The sequence below is a fragment of the Streptomyces sp. NPDC008137 genome, from assembly GCF_042957035.1.
In the GTDB taxonomy this organism is placed as follows: domain Bacteria; phylum Actinomycetota; class Actinomycetes; order Streptomycetales; family Streptomycetaceae; genus Streptomyces.
In genome coordinates this window covers 300851-319935 of the sequence record NZ_JBIBHN010000004.1, presented here as the reverse complement: position 1 = coordinate 319935, position 19085 = coordinate 300851, and the positions used below count along the sequence as shown (strand labels likewise).

Sequence of the window (19085 nt, the reverse complement as noted above, 5' to 3'; positions counted from 1 at the left end):
CGGCAGTGGCTCACTCCACTGCCAGCGACGGGACAGTACGGTCTTCTTCGCTGTAATTCCCGGTCAAGGAAGAACCCCTGTCAAAGAAATCAAGCCAGGTAGGTCGTGCCACTGACGCGTCAGATGAGGAAAATGAGGGTCGAGGTTAGCCATGCGGTACGACCAGAGCCGGGCGGACAAGCTTGATGCAACGATGCTCGAACTGCTGCTGCCCGAAAGCGCGGTGGAGTCACTGGGGCGGTGGCTTGCCGACCCAGAGCGCGGTCAGCGGTACGCGAACGGGAGCGGCCCTCACAGCATCCCGTACACACCATCCAAGTGGATGGCCGTAGAGCCATGGCCCAGCACCTTCGCGAACCGGACAGCGGCCGATTCGGTCTCGGTGAGCCGAGCCGAGGTCGTGGCCGCGGTCCGGGCCGCGGAGCAGTCCGAGAGCTGGGCAGAGGCGTTCGTGGCCACGCAGGTGTGGGGCTACGGTGTTACAGGCTACGGCCCGTACCGCACTCGTCAGGTGCTCGCCCAGCCCAGCGCTGAGGCAGTACTCACCGAGGCGGTGTCCCTGCTCGTCGATGAGGGCGCGGTCGCAGCCTACGAGGTGCTGAACACTCTCGACGGCCTCGGTCCGGCGTTCCTCACCAAATACCTCTACTTCGCGGGCCAGGCGATGCCAGAGGTAAAGGGCCCGCGTCCCTTGATCCTCGACAGCGTGCTCGCCGGGGTTCTGCGCCGGCACGCCACTGAAGTTGGACGCGGGGCTGGCTACGAGTGGTCCGAGGCGATCGCCAAGTGGATCTGGCGCGACAGCGACTGGAGTTCCCACCGTTACGACGTCTACCTCCAGTGGATGCACGCCGCCAACGATCGACTCGCGGCGTCGATCGACTGGCCCGCAGCCCCGGACGTGCTCGAGCTGGCCCTCTTCGGCGCCGTCTGGGCCCCGGAATAATCGTTCTCGCCAGGGGCGTACCTTCCGATGCGCTGGTTCAGGTGCTTGCCCAATGGCCGCAGCCAATCCCGAGGCCTCGAACGTCAGCAGACGGTCAGAGCGTGATCTCTCCCTGAGCGGAACAGAACCCGGCGTACAGTGGCCGGTCCGGTTGCGGCGATGGGGTGCTCGCTCCGGGTGAACGCCTTTCACCGCGCGGTTCCAGGCCGGTGGGCGGGTAGCGAGCGAATCTCGTCGCCGAGGTCGGCAGAGTGGACGGTGTGTCCTCGGGCGAAGCTCTTGAGCACTGCGGGCCCGGTCTTCTTGCCGGTGCGGGTGGCGTAGCAGACTTCCATCTGCTGGCATTGGGGGCAGAACAGGCTGGCGACGAAGGGGGACAGGCTGACCGGCCCTTCGGGGCTCAGGATATAGAACACGTCGTTGGCCACGGGATTGGGCCAGGTGAACTCGCGTCGTTCGAAGTCTGGGTGATCACCCATCACATCGTGTGCAACAACGTCGAAGGTGTGTGACTTCGGCTGGTATGAGCAAGAGATGGTGAGCAACCAGGGTAACTGCGTCAGGAACGTTGCCTTGGTCAGTGCCTGTTCCAGGTGGGGTCTGATCTCGGTCACCCGGAGCGTGGACTCGCCTGCGCTTTGGGGCCTGTCGCCATGGGCGGCACGATTCCGTTCCGTGCGCAGGGCGTTGAGGTGGTCGACCAGGTCCGTGGCGTGGGCATCGCCGTACAACGCCTGCGGGAGTCCGGGAACTGCATTCGGGTGGCCTGCGGCGAAGAGGCGCAGACCTTCAAGCCAATTGGTCCAGGTGCCGAACGTGGCACCCCCTGGGGTGAGCAGGGCGCTGCGGAGCGTAGCAAGGCTGCGTCGGCCGCTCTCATCGATCTCTACACTGCCAGCAATCTTCCCCTGAAGGACAGCAGCCGCAGTGACACTGGCGCTGATCGCGAGGATCTCGGCCGCATCGAGCACCGCCTCGTACTGCTCCTTGCTGGTATTCGCCTGCTGGAGGGTGCGAATGGCGCGAGCAACGGGGTGCGGCATCATTCGCCGGGCGTCCGCCAATACTGAGGAGGAAGACAGCGGCTCCGTGCCGTCCTTGGTGAGGGGGACGCTTTGCTGTGGGTGGGGCTGTGAAGGGCCCCGATGTTGGCGGGGAGAAGGTGTTTGGGCAGCGGGAGGCTGGCGCGTTGCTGTTTCAGCACCCGACGGCGGGGGCGGCAGCACGACTGGCGAAGTGAGCCGTTGAGCGGAACTCGCGGCGGCACCACCACCGGAACTAGGCGGCGTCCCGACAAATGACTGCGGCGAGCGGCGGCGCCTGCGCGCCAGCCATCGTCGGATGAGCAATCGGATCCAGGTAGGAAATACACCGAAAAGGATGACGAACGTCAGCACGGCGAGAAGCGTGTCCAGCCATACGGGCAGCGAGCTGGGCTGGTCGCCGGAGGGAATGGCGACCGCTGTGATGAGTCCCCAGCCGACGGTCATCCAGAACGCCCAGTCCCGATAGAGGGGACTGTCGTACAGCGCCAGCACGGCATTGCGTCGCTTGGAGCGAGGCGCCGGTGGAGCTGACGGTGGAACCCTCGGGGCATCGGTCATGCGCGTATGGTGCCCGTGAGCCAGCCATCGCATCCAGTCATGTGTGAGCAACGGTTGACGCAAGGTCACGTCGCGCAGCGAGGGGTGTCTCGCATGATCTCAGCCTCGAAGACGCTGCACCTGCCTCGTCAAATGACGCCTTGCCGCCATCGTGGCCTTCTCAGGATGCCCTGAGCTCGTAGTTCACAGCTTGTCTCCGAGTTGCAGGTCGCTGCCTGGCGTGGTGGCTCGGCCTGTGCTGAAGAGCCTCACGGCGACATGCTCGCGGGGCTACACGCCCGGCGAGGCGAAAGGCTCCCAACCGGAAGGGCGCCGAAACGGAGGAACGGCGCAGCGCGCCGGACTCGCTCATTCTCCACGCCCTCGCTCCGGGCATCGCGATCTAGTTGTGTGGGTAGGGATGAAAGGTCTTTACGTGTGCCGAGTAGGGAACGGTTGCGCGGTTGGCCAGTGTGTTTCAGAAGTGCAAGGCCGATAAGAGGAACCGGAATTATCCCTGTGGCAGGTTGCGGTGTGGTCATGCGTGGACGGTGCGCTATCGGGAGCCCGGAGGGCGTCGTGGCCGGCAGCGGGAGGTGTCGTTTCCCCGGAAGGGGCAGGCGCGAAGTTTCGCTGTCACGGTGGAGCAGGAGAAGCTTCTCGGTGTCCGCGTCGGCGTGGTGGGGGCGTCACGGTCCTTGGTTGATGTGTATCGGGAGTACATCGATGGCGGGCCGTATGCGGGGTCGACGCGCTATCAGTACGAGGCGAGCCTGCGTCTGCATGTCGAACCGTATTTCCGGCAGCGCACCATCGGTTCTCTCCAGCCCAAGGAGCTGCGGGGTTGGCTGGCGTGGATGGTCGAGGAGCGTGGCTATGCGCGCAGCACGGTGGTCAACCGCTATGGGATCTTGCGTGGGGTGCTCGGCTATGCGGTCGCCAATGGCTATCGCGCCCAGGATCCGTCTCGGGGGTGGAGCACGAGTCGTCACTACAGCAGGCGGGGCCGGCGCAAGACGGTGCGGCTCCCGACACTGGCCGAGATCACAGCCATTGCGGAGCGTCTTCCCGCGCCCTATCGGTTGTTGGTGTGGTTGATGGCCGGGTGTGGGTTGCGGATTGGTGAGGCGAGCGCGGTGTGCCTGCAGCAGTTCGACTTCGCGGCCGGCATGCTGATTGTGGACCGGCAGATCACCCAGGACGGGGGAGCACCGCAGGCCGGACGGCGTAGGCGTCGGGGTGCTGATGTGCAGTGGCGGGGGCGGGCGCATCGGATCCGGCACCTGAAGTGGCGCGCGCCGGGTGAAGGGTGGCTCGTGCCGCTGCCGAGCGTGATCGCGGCCAAGGTCCGTGAACACGTGCGGAGGCATGGCACCTTCCGCGTTGCTGACGGCCCGAACCGTATGGCCGGCGACTATCTGTTCGCGAACATCGGACGGACGAACATTCTGATGTACGCCTTGGTGCATCGGCTGTGGCAGGCGGCCAGGAGGGCCGCGGGTGTCACGCGGAAGGTCACGCCGCAGTGGCTGCGGCACTTCTTCGCCTCGGTCGGCCTGGCCAAGGGTGTGCCGGTGACGGACATGGCCGCATGGCTGGGCCACAGCGATCCGCGCACGACCTACGAGATCTATGCGCACGTTCTGCCGGACGCTCCTGAACGTCTGCGGTCGGTGATGGACGACGTGCTCAGCTTGAAGACCCAGCTCGTCCTGCCCCTCCAGTTCGAATTCATGCGAGACACCGCAACTCCTCGCTGACCGGACGTACATGAGGACACCAGGCGAGGTCTCCCGGCTCGAAGGCCGCACCGCTCGAACCGGTGAACTGACGGCTGCTGAGACGAGGAAGGGCGGTACGGGGGACATGCCCAGGGGGAGGCTGCTGGTATCGGTGACCACCTCGTCGTGAATACGGTCCGTAACGAACGGCGGAGGCTGACGGGAGCTTCACAGGGCTCGTCCTGCAACGCCCCATGGCGCCCTATCAGCACGGGAAGATTCCGGTGCTGATTCGGTGCTGACTCGAACGCTCGTTCCTGGTTAAACTTGCAGGTCGTAGCTCTGTTCGAGTGGGTGGTCGTACCACTCGATGGTGGTGCCGATGAGGCTGGCGGTGACGATGCGTTTGAGGCTGGCGGGGGGTGGGGGAGCGGTGGGTGCGGAGGCCATGGGCGCCACTTCCTCGTGTGCGGTGGGGACGGATCGGTTTCGCACACGGTAGGAACGTGCAGGTCAAGGGCACATGTGGTGGGACACCATAGTTCGGGGGCGGGGTGTGCATGTTGCCTCTATGCCAGTGCCAGGAGGGCCCTCTTGCGGGTTAGGTCGGTGGCGAAGCGGGGCCTGTCTGTGTTGCGCACTTCGGGTTGGTTTGAAGGGGGCGTGCTGACTCCCGTGCTGGTTTGGTGCTGACTACTCGCCGTCATGGTGCTGTTCACGTCACCTCCCGCTGTGTGGGGGCGCGCGGATCCGACGGCTGGGACGGGGGCCGTCGCGCCGGCGAGGACGGAGTGACGTGCCCGTCGGCGCGCGGTTCCTGCTCGGAGACTGCTGGGGCGTGTCAGTCCTGAGGGCCTGCGGGCCCGATGCTGCGCAGCAGCCGCTCTCCGGACTCGCGGAGCCGGTCCTTGAGCTCGTCGAGTCGGGACGTGAGCAGGGCGTGATCGCGTTTGCGCCAGGTGCCTGCGACCATCACCGCTTCGATGTTGGCGATGTCGGCGTGCAGGACCGTGGCGACCGGGTCGTGTGCCGGCCACAGGTTGAATGCCCGGGCGTCGACTGCGACCAGGTCGGCTTGCATGCCCACCTCGATCCGGCCCACCTGGTCGGCCAGGCCCAGTGCCTTCGCTCCTTCGACCGTGGCCCAGGCCAGTGCCTGTTTGGCGGTGACCGAAGCGGTGTCGGCGTGCATGCCGGTCGTCTGCCGGTGTTGGGCGTGGTCCAGGCCGCGCTGGTGGGCCAGGGCGATGCGGGCAGCGGTGAGGAGCTTGCCGGGTACGGCGGTGTCGATGTCGGTACCCAGGGAGGGCGCCGCGTCCTGGCGGAGCAGGGACCCGGTGATGGGCGTGCCGTGCCCTTGGCCCAGTTCGTTCTCCGGGGTGGTGGTGAAGGTGACGCCCGCTTCGACGAGCGTCTTGATCCAGTCGTCGGGCAGGTCGATCCCGTGCACGATGTTGGTCAGAGGGCTGAACAGTCCGGCAGCGCGTACGGCTTCCCAGCCGGGTGAGGGTTCTCCGCCGCTCTGATGCATCGAAACGACGAGGCCGCGTTCCGAGCCTGCTCGGAAGTCCGCCACCGCCGTCTCGGGCGAGGAGTACTGCGGCCCCTGGAGCGCCATACCCAGGGTGAGGAGGGCGTGGTCGCGGACAGGGCCCTCGAGCAGCCGGTCGATCTCAGCGAGGGGGTGGGAGGTGTCCGGCGCCCGGTAGGGCGTGCCGTGCAGGAAGACGGAGCGGATCCCTGCCTGGGCCAGGCCCTCGACGGCGGCGTCGGCGTGTTCGGGCGACAGGACGTTGTGACAGAAGTCGCCGAGGGTGGTCGTACCGCAGTTGAGCTGGTTCAGCGCACCGGCGAGATTGCTGATGTGCATGTCGGCCGGGGTGTAGTGCCCGACGCACTCACCGTGGAGGTGGGTGAGGTACTGCATCAGCGTCCAGTCGGCGCCCACGGAACGCAAAGCGGTCTGCCACGTGTGCAGGTGGGCGTTGACCAGGCCGGGGATGACGATGCGGCCGGCGAAGTCGACGACTTCGGCGTGGGGTGCCTCGATGCTCTTGCCGACGGCGGCGATACGGTCGCCGTCGACGAGGATATCGGCGTGCTCGGCGTCGGGACGGCCCGGCGCCATCGTGATGACCTGCGCCCCGCGCAGCAGTACGCGGCTCATGCGGTGCCCCCCGAACCGGGGGAGGTGTGGTCCTGCAGGGACATGATGCTGCTCCTTGCTCATGGCGTCATTGCCCGCGCGGCGGATTGGGTGGTGGTGAGGAAGTCCCGGGTGGCGATGTGCCCGATGTAGCCGTCGGGACGGATCAGCAGCAGCGTGTCGCCGTCCAGGCCGTAAGCGCCCTTCAGCGTGTTCTCAGGGTCGGAAAAGGCGAGTTCGTCGGCGGCGGTCGCCCCTACCGTCAGCCGCTTCAGCTGAGCGCCGGCCGTCGGCCAGGCGAGCACTTCGAGGTCGCGGGCGGCACCGGCACCGTAGGCGACGGCGGTGAAGTGCGGTCCGCGGCAGACGTCGAACAGCCGGGTCCCGGTCCCGTCGGCGCCGAGCAGTTCGGCGTCCGGCGCGCGGTCGCCCACGCGCAGCGTCGAGGTACGCATGCCGTCGGCGGGTGCGAGCGGACCGCCGTAGTAGGTCAGGGCCAGCTGCTGCTCGTCCTTGCCTCGCTTCATGCTCGACGGGTCGAGCTTGGCGATGCCGCCCCACTTCTCCGTGGACAGGCCCAGGACCCCTGCGGCGATCGGCTGCCTCTCCGACTCGTAGGTGTCCAGCAGCGCCGCGTCCGCCCCGGCGAGGACCTGACTGATTTTCCAGCCGAGGTTGTAGCCGTCCTGTACGCCGGTGTTCAGGCCCTGGGCGCCGGCCGGGGTGTGGACGTGCGCGGCGTCACCCACGAGGAAGACACGTCCTCGGCCGTAGTTCTCCGCCAGGCGGATGTTGGGCCGGAACACCGACGTCCAGTGGATGTCGTGCAGCTCAATGCGTCGATCGCGGGTGTGGGAGCGGATCCGCTGGAGGATGTCGTCCTTCTTCGCGGGCGGTTCCTCGTCCGGCTGGAGACGGATCATCCACTGGAACATGTCGCTGTGCGGGAGCGGGCAGGCGCCGATGAGCCTGCCGCCCCGGCCGGGCCACATGTGCCATCGGTTACGGGCCAGACCGGTCACCGAGGCATCGACGAGCAGCACCCGGTCGCTCTCGTCCGTCGTCCCGACGAACCCGACGCCGAGCTGCTTGCGCACCACGCTGGAACCGCCGTCAGCGCCCACGACGTACCGCGCGACGATCTCCTCCGTGCCGTCCACGCCCGCCACCTTGGCGACCACCGTGTCCTCGTCCTGCGTCAGCCCGGTCAGTTCCCTGCCGAACTCGATCTCCTGGCCGAGCACGGCGAGCCGGGCGTGCAGTGCGCGGTCCGTGCGGAACTGAGGGATCAGCCAGGTGTTCGGGTAGGGGACGTCCGCGGTCGCCTCCCTGTGGGTGAACATCTTCCAGGGCAGGGCGAGGGGGCCCGCATGGATCCCGAGCTTGGGGTAGATGCTGCCGCCGGCCAGCACGTCGTGCAAGGCACCGAGGTCTTCGAGGACTTCGAGGCTGCGGGGCTGGACGCCCTTGGCACGGGAGCCGTCGAAGTCATGGGGAGACCTGTCGACGATCCGTACGTCGAGTCCGCGCCGTACGAGGTCGATCGCCACGGCGGAGCCCGAAGGACCCGCACCGATGACCAGTACGTCGATGACCTGGGGGTTGCTCATGAGTCGAGCCTTTCGGCACGTGCGGCCACGAACGGGACGAGCTGATCGGCGACCTGGCGCGGGCGTTCGAATGGGGCCATATGGCCACACCTGGGAATGACGTGATGGTCCTGGGGCTTCAGCAGGGCGCGAGCCGTGTCGAGGTGATTCAGCGGCGTGACCTTGTCCTCGTCGCCCCACAGGAGCAGCGTGGGGATGCCCAGTGCGCCCGTCTGCCGGAAGAGGTCGTCACGGCCGGAGAACGGCAGGTGCTGCAGCGTGTCGAAGGCCGCGTACAGCGAACCCTCGAAGCGGAACGCGTCGAGGACCATGTCCGTCAGTCTCGCGCCGAGCCCGGGGTCACGGACGTTGTGCCCGAGGTGCCCCTGGAGTATCCGGTGGCCGCGCCGCCGGGCGACGACACCGGCCAGCAGATCGCTGCGCAGCAGCCGGTGAGGTGAGGTCGGCCGCGGTTTCGCCAGACCGGCGGGCCCGACGATGGTGAGGGTGGACACCGAGGAGCTGTGCTGGGCGGCGTAGGTCATGGCGACGAGAGCGCCCATGGAGGTGCCGACGAGGTGCAGTGGGCGCGTTGTCAGGCCGAGGCGTTCGGTCAGCTCGGTCAGCTGCCGCGCGAAGAGGGTTTCGTCGTATCGCGCCCGCACCCGGTCCGAGTAGCCGCGGCCGTACGCGCTGCAGGTCAGAGTCCGCAGCCCGCGGGCGTTCAGCTCGGTGACGAGGCCGTCCCAGTAGAAGAGCGGGATGGTCAGGCCGCCCGCCATCACGACCAGCTCCCCGTCCTCGGGGCCCTCCAGCTCGTAGTGCGTGACGCCGTCGGAGAGGTCGGCGAAACTGCCGCGCAGGGCATGCCGTGATTCGGCGGTGAGCTGTCGGTCCTCGCCCTGTGCGACGAAGTACTTCATGGAACGGGCCTCCTTGGTCTCAGTGCGTGGGGGTGTCGGTGGAGGAGCGGAGGAACTTCGCGATCGCGTCCGAGAACCACTGGGGCTCCTCTTCGGGCAGCAGGTGACCGCCGTGGGGGTGCACCAGCTCCTCGGCGCCGGGGATGTCGCGGGCGAAGTGCTGGCCGTCGATGCCCGCGCTGCGCAGTACGAGCGTGGGTGTCGTGATGCGGGGGATCTGCGCGCTGCGGTCGGGCTGGTCGGTGTTGCAGAAGTCGACGAAGGCCGAGCGGTTCCCGGGCCGGTTCATGAGCTGGTGGGCGCGGTCCACCATGGCGTCGTCCACGATCGTCGAGTGCGGGCCGACGTTCGAGCGCAGGTTGCGCTCCATGGCGCCGCGCGGCATCACCCGCCGCAACAGGGGGCGCAGCAGGGGGTTGCGGGTCAGGCGCATGCCTGCCGGCACCTCCTTCTCCGGGTACCCGGTGGCATTGACCAGCACGAGGCCGGTCAGCCGCTCGGGGTGATCCAGGGCGAGGTTCCAGGCGATGTTGCCGCCCAGCGAATTGCCGGCCACCGCGTAGCGCGGCACCCCCAGTGCCTCCAGGAAGTCCGCCACTGTCGCTGCGTAGGCCGGGATGCGGTAGTCGCGGTCCTCGCGGGGGCCTGTCAAGCCGAACCCCGGCAGGTCGGGGCGGATGACGTCGAACGCCTCCGACAGCAAGACCGCCGCACGGTCGAAGTGCTGAAGCGACGAAGCGCTGCCGTGCAGCAGTACGAGTGCCGGGCCACGTCCGACGCGTTTGTAGTGGATCCGCAATCCACCCACCGCGACGAACCGGGAATCGGGCTGCGGCTCAGACCAGGTACTCATAATGGATACACTGTTACCGATAAGGTGATCGTGTCAAGTGCAAGCCTCCGGACGTCGCGGCCTCGCGGCCTCGCGGCCTCGCGGCCTGCGACGTCGAGCGCGCGCTGCGTATGCCTCGCCGGGGCGGCGTCCGGAGCCGCGTGGGACGCTCATCCCGGCATGGCCTCGGGCTGCGTCGGGCGCCGGTCGACCGGCAGGATCGGCGGTTTGCGGTCGCCGCCGGGCGGCAGCCGCTCGCCCGCGCCGCCGGGCGGTCGATGCCGCCTTCGGCTGTGGACGAGTTGCCGACTGCTCAGCCAGGAGCGTCCACGGAGTCCGCGCCATGCGCCCCTGTATCGAGCGTCGCTGTGGCTGCTGCTCGCGAGAGAGTCCCGGGCCTCGTCACAGTCATTGCGGGCGACCATGTTGTACCGGCCGGGTGGGCGAGGTGCGAACCGGGGTGAAGTCGCGGCGTACGCCGGTGGCAGCGTGTTCGCCACCGGCAGCGCCGACGGCTGCGGCGCGGCCCTTGGTGAGACGGCCGGTCGCCCATTCCGTCATGTGCGGGTACGTGCCTGTACGTCACTGACCTTGCCGCAGGGGTCAGTCGGCTGTTGGCGGTGTCTTCGGTGCGCGCAGCAGGGCGCCGACCGCCGCGGCGGGCGGCACTGTCGTGGTCAAGGCGAGCGGGAAGGCCCCGATGGCGTGCGGCCTGTTCGTCGCCGACGTGTCGCGGGACGCGGGAAGACTGCCCGACGGTGCCCTCAACGTCATCACCACCGAGAAGGCGGACGCCGTCGGCGTCGTGCGGTCACTGATCGCGGATCGGCGTGTCTCTGCCGTCAACTTCGCCGGATCCGCCGACGTCGGGCGGATCATCGGTGCCCTCGCGGCCGAGCGCCTCGAGTCGGCCGTGCTCGAACTCGGCGGCAGGAACTGTGTGATCGCCTTTGGAGGGCGCCGACCTCGACCGCGCGGTCGACGCCCCCGCGTTCGCCGCGTATGTGAACTCCGGCCAGATCTACAGGTGCCGACCGCGTCCTGGTGCGCGGCTCACTCGCCGAAGGTCTCGCCCGGCGGGTTCACCGGGAAGGTCGCCGACCTGGCGAGTGGCGACCCGGGCATGTCCTTCACCGTGCCCGGCCCGCTGGTCGACGAGGCCGCGCGGCGGGTCGCTGCCCTGGTCACGGACGCGGGACAAGGTTTTCGCAGGTCCCCTCCCGCTGCGGAACGTTCCCGAGGGGCTGTATCTGCGCGCCGTCGCGCGCCACCCATGCGGGACGCGGTCGGGGTCGGCTGCACCGACCGCTCGGTCACACTCCGGCCGAGCTGGTCGCTCCCCGCGCAGGGGCGGCTGGTGAGGCGGTGTCAGGGAGGGGGCGCCGGGCGACCTCGTGAGCGTCGTCCGACGGGACGCCCAGCATGCGCAGAACCATCTCGGCGAGGTTGACCGCGGCCTGGTCACCGTCCACGTCGGGATGGGCGAATCTCAGCTCCACCAGGGAGAGCAGGGTTCCGCCGAGTGCGGACAGGGCGACCAACGGGTCGACGGGGGCGAAGCGGCCGGAGGTCAAGCCGGCCTCGAGGTCGCGCAGTGCCCGCCGGGCCAGGCCGTTGTCCGAGTGGATGTGACCGAGGCCGCGGCGGCGCAGGACCTGCATGAGCTCGGGGTGGGAGTCGGCCATGCGGGCGCTGAGCCGGAAGCCCGCCGCGACGAGTTCCGCCGGGTCCTCGATCCCCGTAAGACGCTCGTCGAAGTTCTGGCCGAACTCCTCCATGGCGTCCACCACGGCGGCCTCGAACAGCTCCGTCTTCGACTCGAAGTGGTTGTAGAAGGAGCCGAAACCGACGTCCGCGCGCTCCGCGATCGCCTGGATGCTGGCGCTGGTGTCCCCGGATTCGGCGAGGATCTGCCGGGCGGCGCGAATGAGCGCGCGACGGGTCTCGGCGCGGCGCCGCTCGAACCGGTTGCTGGGTGGGGCTGACCTAGGCATGCACAGAGTCTAACGGCGGTGGCGATGGCGACAGCAGCTCTGATGAATTCATCATTCTCCTTGGGTGAACCGCTTGACGGGCAATGTCGTCAACCTTGATGATTTCCTCATTATGGCGATGCTGCTCGGAGGACACCATGTCTGAGACCCGCGTCCAGGGGGCCGATGTCAAGACTGCCCACCAGGACCTGCACAGCGAACAGGGCGCCCTGCGCGGAGAGCATCCGGGCAGCTCCAGGAACCCCTTGATCAAGGTGGCGGACCTGGCCTGGCTGGAGTTCGAGAAACCGGACCTGGACCGGGCGGAGGTCTTCGCCCGGGACTTCGGCTTCGGCATCGCCGCCCGCACGGAGCGGGAGCTGTGGCTGCGTGGCACCTTCGCGGGCTCGCCGTGCATGGTGATCCGGTGCGGGCGGACCTCCCGTTTCATCGGCCCGGTGTTCCGTGCGGCGGAGCGGCCCGACCTGGACCGGCTGGCGAGGGCCACCGGGTCCGACGTGCGGGACGCGGATGTGCCCGGTGGTGGCAAGGCGGTCGATCTGCTCGACCCGTCCGGCTTCCCGGTGCGGGTGGTGCACTGCGGCGAGCGGTTGCCGGCCCTGCCCGAGCAGCAGCCGTTGCTCCTGAACTTCGGCACAGCTCACCGTCGTACGGAAACCACGCAGCGCCCGCCGCGCGAGCCGTCCCGGATCCAACGGCTGGGACATCTGGTGCTGGAGACAAGGGTGTTCGCGCGGGCCCTGGACTGGTACCTGGACACCCTCGGGATGATCGTGTCCGACTTCCTGTTCCTGGACGGGCAGCGCGACCGCGGCCCGGTCATGGCGTTCATCCGCTGCGACCTCGGCAGCGCGCCGGCTGACCATCACACGCTGGCCATGCACCTGGGGCCGGGGACGGGTTATGTCCACTCCGCCTACCAGGTGACCGACTTGGACTCGATCGCCGCGGGCGGCGAGTACCTCAAGGAGCGTGGTTACCAGCGCAGTTGGGGCATCGGCCGGCACATCCATGGCAGCCAGCTCTTCGACTACTGGCGCGACCCCGACCGCTTCATGCTGGAGCACTTCGCCGACGGCGACCTGTTCTCCAGCGACGTCGAGCCGGGCTGGGCACCCATGTCCACCAGCGGCCTGGCCCAGTGGGGTCCGCCCGCCACCCGCGACTTCCTCGGCGCGAGCCCCTCCCCGCAGCGGGTCCGCGACGTCATCCAGGCCCTGCGCGGCGCCAACGAGATGGACCCCGAGCGCCTGCGGGGCCTGCTCAAGGCCGCCAAGTCCTGACCCCCGACCTCCAGGTCCTGACCCCCGACCTCCTCACGAAGGCACTGTCATGAGCACCAATGTCCTGCGTACCGCCGACGGATGGTGGGTGGTCCGCGGTGAGCGGGCCGTCCCCGTCGACACCAAGGCCGTCACCACCGCCGAGCTGATTGCCGACCGTGACGCCGTACGGGAGGCGGCACTGTCGGCCGAGACGGGCACGCCGGTCGCCGACCTGGCCGCCCTTTCACCGGTCACCACCCCCTGCCGGGTGGTCGCCCAGATGGTCAACTACCGCAGTCACGCCCGCGATTCGGGCTTCACCGGTGACATCCCGCCCACGTTCTTCCGCAAGGCGTCCGGCTCGGTCAGTGGCCCCGGCGAGGCCGTCGTCCGCCCCTCCCACGTCAACTTCCTCGACTACGAGATCGAGCTCGGTTTGGTCATGGGGGCGCCGCTGCCCGTCGGCACCGTGGTCGAGGAGCGGGACCTGCCGTCGTACGTCGCCGGGCTCGTGATCACGAATGACATCAGCGCCCGCGATGTCCAGCTGACCAAGACCCAGTTCTACGAGAGCAAGTCGTACCCGACCTTCACGCCGGCCGGGCCGTACCTGGCCCTGCTGGAGCCCGAGGACTTCGACCATCTCCTCGACCTGCGGCTGAAGTTGTCCGTCAACGGCGAGCTGCGCCAGGACCGCACCCTCGCCGACATGATCGTCCGCCCGGCCCGGGCCCTGACCCTGCTGGCCCGCTTCCAGACCCTCGACCCCGGTGACCTGCTGCTGACCGGCACGCCCGGCGGCACGGCCCTGAAGGCCCCGCCCAAGCCGGTCGAGAAGATCGGAGCGCTGCTGCCGCCCGCCATGAAGTGGAAGGCGTTCTTCAAGTCCCAGGCGAAGAACCCGCACTACCTGCACGAGGGTGACGTGATCACAGCGACGATCGCGACCCCCGACGGCCGGATCGACCTCGGCGAGCAGCGCAACCCCGTCACCGACGCGAAATAGCACCCGAAGTGAGCCGCACATGACCACCGAAAGCACCGGGGCGGACGTACCCGTGGCGATCATCGGCGCCGGACCGGTGGGCGTGACCGCCGCCCTCCTCCTCGCCCGGCGCGGAATCCGCACCGTCGTCCTGGAACGTCACCAGGACGTCTACCCCCTGCCGCGCGCCGTCGCCGCCGACGACGAGGTCCGCAGGCTCCTCCAGGCCGCGGGCGTGGAGGAGGAGTTCGCCGCGATCGCCCGCCCGGCGAACGGACTGCGGCTGCTGGACGCCCGGTACCGGGTGATGGCCGAGTTCCGGCGCTCCGAGCACGGCTTGCACGGCTACCCGCAGACCAGCATGTTCGACCAGCCCGAGCTGGAACGGCTGCTGCGCGATGCCCTGGCCCGGCATCCGGAGTGCGAACTGCGCGGCGGCGTGGAGGTCACCGGCATCGGCCCGGACACCGCCGGCTCCGTGCGCGTGACATACCGCGACGACGACGGCGAGCACCAGCTGTGGGCAGAGGCGGTCCTCGGCTGCGACGGCGCGAACAGCGTCACCCGCGCGGCCATCGGCGCCGTATGGGAAGACCTGCGCTTCGAGGAGAGCTGGACCGTCATCGACGTCCGCACGAAAGCCGACGTCCGCGGCTGGGAGGGCGTCGACCAGGTCTGCGACCCGCGCCGCCCGGCGACGTTCATGCGTGTCGGTGAGGACCGCTACCGCTGGGAGTTCCGGCTCGGGGACGGCGACGAGTCGGTCCGCGAGCTGGTCGCCCCGTGGCTGTCGCCCTCCTGTGACAGGGAGTTCGAGGTCGTCCGCGAGACGCAGTACACCTTCCGGGCGCGTGTCGCCGACCGGTGGCGCGGCGGACGCGTCTTCCTGCTCGGCGACGCCGCCCATCTCACCCCGCCGTTCATCGGACAGGGGCTGTGTTCGGGTCTGCGGGACGCCCACAACCTCACCTGGAAACTCGCCCGCGTCCTGCGCCAGGGCGGCGACGAGCGGCTGCTGGACACCTACGAGAGCGAACGCAAGCCCCATGCCCGGCACGTGATACGGCTGGCGGTCGCGCTGGGCTGGGCCATGACCGGCGGCCAGGACGGCGCCGCCGCACTGCGCCGCGGACTCCTGGCCGCCGCCTGCCGCGTCCCCGGCCTGACCGCGGCGGCCGGCCGCGACCTCAGCCCGCCCCTGACCACCGGGCCCCTCGTCCTCCGCGGCATCCGCAAGGGCCTGGCGGGCACCCACTGCCCGCAACCGTGGATCACCGCGGACGGACGACGTACCCGCCTCGACGAACTCCTCGGTGACTCCTTCACCGTCCTGACCGCCGGCGAACCCTGGCCTTGGCTGAACGCCCTCGCCCACGCGCTCGGCGTCCGGGCGATCCCCGTGACCGACCTCGGCGACGACGGCACGCTCGCCGCCTGGCTTCGCGCCGGCCGGGCGGACGCCGTCCTGCTGCGCCCCGACCGGGTCGTCATGGACGTCGTCCCGGCAGGCAAGCGCGACTTCACCGCCATCGCAGGCTGGGCGCCCCTCCTGCACACCACGCGCAGCCCCCTGCCACCCCAGCAAACCACCGACAAGAGCCCGCCGAGGAGCGACTCAAGATGACCGTGCCCGAGCCATTCACGACGCCGGACCCGCGGGCCGTCGCGGACAGCCACATCATGGACTTCGCCCGCCACGTCGGGATGCCCGGCGCCGACTACGACGCCCTGCACCGCTGGTCGGTCACCGACCTCGCGGGCTTTTGGGCCGCGGTGTGGGAGTACTTCGACATCGACGCGGAGACCCCCTACGAGCAGGTGCTGGACGAAGAGCGGATGCCCGGCGCCCGCTGGTTCACCGGCGCCACCCTCAACTACGCCCACCACGCCTTGCGCAATCTCGCCGACGACGCCGTGGCGATCATCGCCCTCGACGAGAGCGGCTCCTGCTACGAGGTGACCGCGGGCCGCCTGCGCGCGCAGGTCGCCTCCGTCGCCGCCACCCTGCGCGAACTGGGTGTCGGCAAGGGGGACCGAGTGGTGGGCTACCTGCCCAACATCCCGCACGCGATCGTCGCCTTCCTCGCCTCCGCGAGCCTGGGCGCCGTGTGGTCGGTGTGCGGGCAGGACTACGCCCCCAAGGCCGCCGCCGACCGCTTCGCCCAGCTCGAACCCACCGTCCTGATCGCCTCCGACGGCTACGTCTTCAACGGCACCACCTACGACCGCCGAGAGGCCACCCTCGAACTGGCGGGCACGCTGCCGACGTTGAAGGCGACGCTGCTCGTGGACCACTTGGGCCTGCCATGGCCGTCGCGGGCGTACCCGTCCCTGGTCGTCCCGTGGGAGGACGCGGCCACCCGTGTCGAGGAGATCACCTGCACGCCGGTACCGTTCGACCACCCCCTGTGGGTCGTGTTCTCCTCCGGCACGACCGGCTTGCCCAAAGGCATCGTCCACGGCCACGGCGGCGTCCTGCTGGAACATCTCAAGACCCTCGGCCTGCACTCAGACCTCGGCCCCGGCGACCGCCTCCTGTGGTACACCACCACCCACTGGATGATGTGGAACCTGGTCGCCTCGACCCTGCTGACGGGCGCCACGACGTGCACATACGACGGCAGCCCGGCTCCCTTCGCCAAGCTCGACGTCCTGTGGGAGCTGGCCGCGCGCCACCGGGTGACCGTGTTCGGCACCAGCCCCCAATACCTGCTCGGCATGGCCAAGTTCGGCATCGACCCGTCCGGCCACGACCTGTCGTCGATCCGAGTGGTCGGCTGCACCGGCTCCGCCCTCCCGGCCTCCGCCTACCCCTGGGTCCGCCAGCACATCGGCGACCATGTTCTCCTCGCGTCCATCAGCGGCGGTACGGACGTCGTCTCCGGCTTCGCGGGCAGCGCGCCCAACACCCCGGTCTGGGCAGGAGAGTTGTCGGCGCCGCACCTGGGGGTGGCCCTCGCCGCCTACGACGCCGAGGGCTTCCCGGTCGTGGACCGGGTCGGCGAACTGGTCGTCACCCGACCGATGCCGTCGATGCCGCTGTACTTCTGGAACGACCCCGACGGCACCCGCTACCGCGACGCGTACTTCTCCGTGTACCCCGGCGTCTGGCGGCACGGCGACTGGATCACGGTCACCTCGCACGGCTCGGTGGTCGTCCACGGACGCTCCGACAGCACACTCAACCGCAACGGCGTACGCCTGGGCAGCGCCGACATCCACGACGTCGTCGAGCGCCTCCCCGAGATCGCCGAGGCCCTCGTCATCGGCGCGGAGGAACCCGACGGCGGTTACTGGATGCCGCTGTTCGTGGTTCTCTCCGCCGGAGCGACCCTGGACGAGACCCTCCGCGAGAAGATCAAGGAGACGATCCGCACCGACGTCTCACCCCGCCACGTCCCCGACGAGATTCTCGAAGTGCCGGGCATCCCGCGCACCCGCACAGGCAAGAAGCTCGAAGTCCCGGTCAAGCGAATCCTCCAGGGCGCCCCGGTCGAGCAGGTCGTCAACCCCGCTGCCGTGGACGCCCCCGACCTCATCGACCACTTCGCCCGCCTGGGCGCCCGACGCAGGGACCGATCGGCATGACCACCGCACAGACCGTCCTCGCCGTCGCGCTGTCAATGATCTTCCTCCCCCTGGGGCTGGCGAAGGTCGCCGCGGTGCCGTTCATGCGCCAGGCGGCAGCACACCTAGGCATGACACCGGGCCGCTACCGAGTCATCGGCGCGCTGGAGACCGCCGGGGCCGCCGGGCTGCTGATGGGCCTGGCTTCGGTTCCGCTCGGGGTGGCCGCCGCTGTCGGGCTGACCGCGCTGATGGTGGCCGCCGCGGTGGTTCACCTGCGCCATGGCGACCCGCCCGGGCAGGCCCTGCCCGCCGCGGTACTCGCTCTGACGGCGGTGGCGTACGCCGGGGTGGCGATCGCCGCCGGCTGACGGCCCGGGTGCGTCGGCCGGAGAGGGGCGCTGTCGACGCTCGACGGCTCACGGGCCTCCTGTGGGGCGTACCGTCGACTATGTGGAGTACACGGCCACATCCCTTGTGTCCCGTGTCGCCGGCGACCTGGGGCCGAAGGCGGACGAGGTGGTCGCCGACGTGCTGCGGTGCCTGCGGCGCGAGGTTCCCGAACTGTGGAGCAATCAGGATCTCGTCCGCATGACGTCCGAGAACGTCGCCGAGCACGTCGTGGGTGTGCTGGCCGGCCTGGAACACGGCATCGACCCGGGCGAGATAGATCCGCCGGCCGCCGAGCTGGAACGCGCACGTCGACTGGCCCGGTACGGCACGCCGGTCACAGCGCTGTTGCGGGCCTTCCGGCTCGGTCAGGGCGTAGTCCTGGAGAGACTGCTTGCCGAAATGCCGCGGCTGACGAAGGACGCGGAGTTGGTCAGCGCGGCATCGCGCCTCCTGATCGCGATGGCGAACGGATACGTGGACGACGCGTCCGAGCAGGGTGTCACGGCGTTCCAGGAGGAGCGGGACCGGCGAATGCAGTGGCGTCAGTCCTTGGTGAACGAGGCCGGTCTGCGCATCGGGACCACCCTGGACATCGCTCGCACCACCCAGGAACTGGCAGACCTCGCTCTCGACCACTTCGCCGACCTGGTCACCGTCGACCTGCTCGACTCCGCGGTGCACGGGCACGGCACTCCGGCGCCGGGCCCCCTCGTACTGCACGGGCTCGCCCAGGCGTCGACGGCGCAAGGAGGTCAGGAGCCGACGATTCGGGTGCGGGAGCGCCACACCTGCCCGGACGGATCGGTCACGGCTCGCGCCCTGACCACCGTTATGGACAGGGTTTTGTCTTGTCCGTGGTCCACCACTGTCCGGCGGTGGGACCTACAGCTTCGACGACCCCACCTGGGCGATGGCATCAGCTCTGACCGCTGCGCCCCTCAGCAAGTGGCGAGCCGGTGCTCTGTGGTCCAGCGATCAGCCAAGAGTCCGCAAGTCGCGGTGAGGACGGCTGCGGCGATGACGGTGGCATTCAGGCCGAGAGTATCGGCGAGGATGTTCGCGACCAAGGCGCCGGCGGCGTAGCCGATGTCCCGCCAGAACCGGTACGTCCCAAGGGCGTTGGCCCGCCAGGCGGGGAGGG

The 19085-nt window shown here is 69.2% G+C and carries 15 protein-coding genes and 1 pseudogene; 9 read left to right on the top strand and 7 right to left on the bottom strand.

Features of this window, described 5'->3' with window-relative positions; translation table 11 throughout:
* The first annotated feature begins 151 nt into the window (after positions 1-151).
* A complete protein-coding gene (locus ACFZBT_RS09530) occupies positions 152-946 on the top strand; it encodes a hypothetical protein (RefSeq protein WP_391100493.1) in 795 nt (264 codons plus the stop codon).
* Positions 947-1134: 188 nt separating this feature from the next.
* Here ACFZBT_RS09530 and ACFZBT_RS09525 read toward each other — a convergent pair whose 3' ends face one another.
* Positions 1135-2550, bottom strand: a complete 1416-nt coding sequence (locus tag ACFZBT_RS09525; protein WP_391100490.1) for a hypothetical protein — start codon at positions 2548-2550, stop codon at positions 1135-1137.
* A 620-nt stretch (positions 2551-3170) separates the two neighbouring features.
* Between ACFZBT_RS09525 and ACFZBT_RS09520 the strand changes: the two genes are divergently transcribed.
* Positions 3171-4289, top strand: a complete 1119-nt coding sequence (locus ACFZBT_RS09520; protein WP_391100487.1) for a tyrosine-type recombinase/integrase — start codon at positions 3171-3173, stop codon at positions 4287-4289.
* Between the two features lie 802 nt (positions 4290-5091).
* Here the strand turns inward: ACFZBT_RS09520 and ACFZBT_RS09515 are convergent.
* The 4 genes from ACFZBT_RS09515 to ACFZBT_RS09500 are packed head-to-tail and all read right to left on the bottom strand — an operon-like array spanning position 5092 to position 9761.
* Positions 5092-6417: an amidohydrolase family protein gene (locus ACFZBT_RS09515; protein ID WP_391100484.1), complete on the bottom strand. Its 1326-nt coding sequence runs from the start codon at positions 6415-6417 to the stop codon at positions 5092-5094.
* Between the two features lie 59 nt (positions 6418-6476).
* Positions 6477-8006, bottom strand: coding sequence for an FAD-dependent monooxygenase (locus tag ACFZBT_RS09510; protein WP_391100481.1), 1530 nt, complete (start codon positions 8004-8006; stop codon positions 6477-6479).
* On the bottom strand, positions 8003-8908 hold the full coding sequence (locus ACFZBT_RS09505; RefSeq protein ID WP_391100478.1) for an alpha/beta fold hydrolase: 906 nt from the start codon (positions 8906-8908) through the stop codon (positions 8003-8005). The genes ACFZBT_RS09510 and ACFZBT_RS09505 overlap by 4 nt, the downstream gene beginning before the upstream one ends.
* Positions 8909-8927: 19 nt before the next feature.
* Positions 8928-9761, bottom strand: coding sequence for an alpha/beta fold hydrolase (locus tag ACFZBT_RS09500; RefSeq protein ID WP_391100475.1), 834 nt, complete (start codon positions 9759-9761; stop codon positions 8928-8930).
* A 622-nt stretch (positions 9762-10383) separates the two neighbouring features.
* Between ACFZBT_RS09500 and ACFZBT_RS09495 the strand changes: the two are divergent.
* Positions 10384-10680, top strand: a pseudogene (locus ACFZBT_RS09495) (aldehyde dehydrogenase family protein); the annotation flags it as partial.
* A 113-nt stretch (positions 10681-10793) separates the two neighbouring features.
* On the opposite strand, the gene ACFZBT_RS09490 reads toward ACFZBT_RS09495, so the two are convergent.
* Together ACFZBT_RS09490 and ACFZBT_RS09485 are read right to left on the bottom strand one after the other, a co-directional pair.
* On the bottom strand, positions 10794-10928 hold the full coding sequence (locus ACFZBT_RS09490; RefSeq protein ID WP_391100472.1) for a hypothetical protein: 135 nt from the start codon (positions 10926-10928) through the stop codon (positions 10794-10796).
* Between the two features lie 125 nt (positions 10929-11053).
* Positions 11054-11734 (bottom strand): TetR family transcriptional regulator, encoded by a 681-nt coding sequence (locus tag ACFZBT_RS09485; RefSeq protein ID WP_391100469.1) that lies wholly within the window; start codon positions 11732-11734, stop codon positions 11054-11056.
* 137 nt (positions 11735-11871) lie between these two features.
* Here ACFZBT_RS09485 and ACFZBT_RS09480 point away from each other — a divergent pair, with 137 nt between their 5' ends.
* From ACFZBT_RS09480 to ACFZBT_RS09455, 6 genes are all read left to right on the top strand, one after another.
* Entirely contained in the window at positions 11872-13017 is a 1146-nt protein-coding gene (locus ACFZBT_RS09480) for a VOC family protein (RefSeq protein WP_391100467.1), read from the top strand.
* 49 nt (positions 13018-13066) lie between these two features.
* A complete protein-coding gene (locus ACFZBT_RS09475; RefSeq protein WP_391100464.1) occupies positions 13067-14005 on the top strand; it encodes a fumarylacetoacetate hydrolase family protein in 939 nt (312 codons plus the stop codon).
* Between the two features lie 19 nt (positions 14006-14024).
* Positions 14025-15608 (top strand): bifunctional 3-(3-hydroxy-phenyl)propionate/3-hydroxycinnamic acid hydroxylase, encoded by a 1584-nt coding sequence (locus tag ACFZBT_RS09470; RefSeq protein WP_391100461.1) that lies wholly within the window; start codon positions 14025-14027, stop codon positions 15606-15608.
* Positions 15605-17572: an acetoacetate--CoA ligase gene (locus ACFZBT_RS09465; RefSeq protein WP_391100458.1), complete on the top strand. Its 1968-nt coding sequence runs from the start codon at positions 15605-15607 to the stop codon at positions 17570-17572. Before ACFZBT_RS09470 ends, ACFZBT_RS09465 begins: the two co-directional genes overlap by 4 nt.
* Positions 17569-17922, top strand: coding sequence for a DoxX family protein (locus ACFZBT_RS09460; protein WP_391100455.1), 354 nt, complete (start codon positions 17569-17571; stop codon positions 17920-17922). Before ACFZBT_RS09465 ends, ACFZBT_RS09460 begins: the two co-directional genes overlap by 4 nt.
* 148 nt (positions 17923-18070) lie before the next feature.
* Complete coding sequence (locus ACFZBT_RS09455; RefSeq protein ID WP_391100452.1) at positions 18071-19027, top strand: hypothetical protein; 957 nt, start codon at positions 18071-18073, stop codon at positions 19025-19027.
* Positions 19028-19085: the final 58 nt, after the last annotated feature.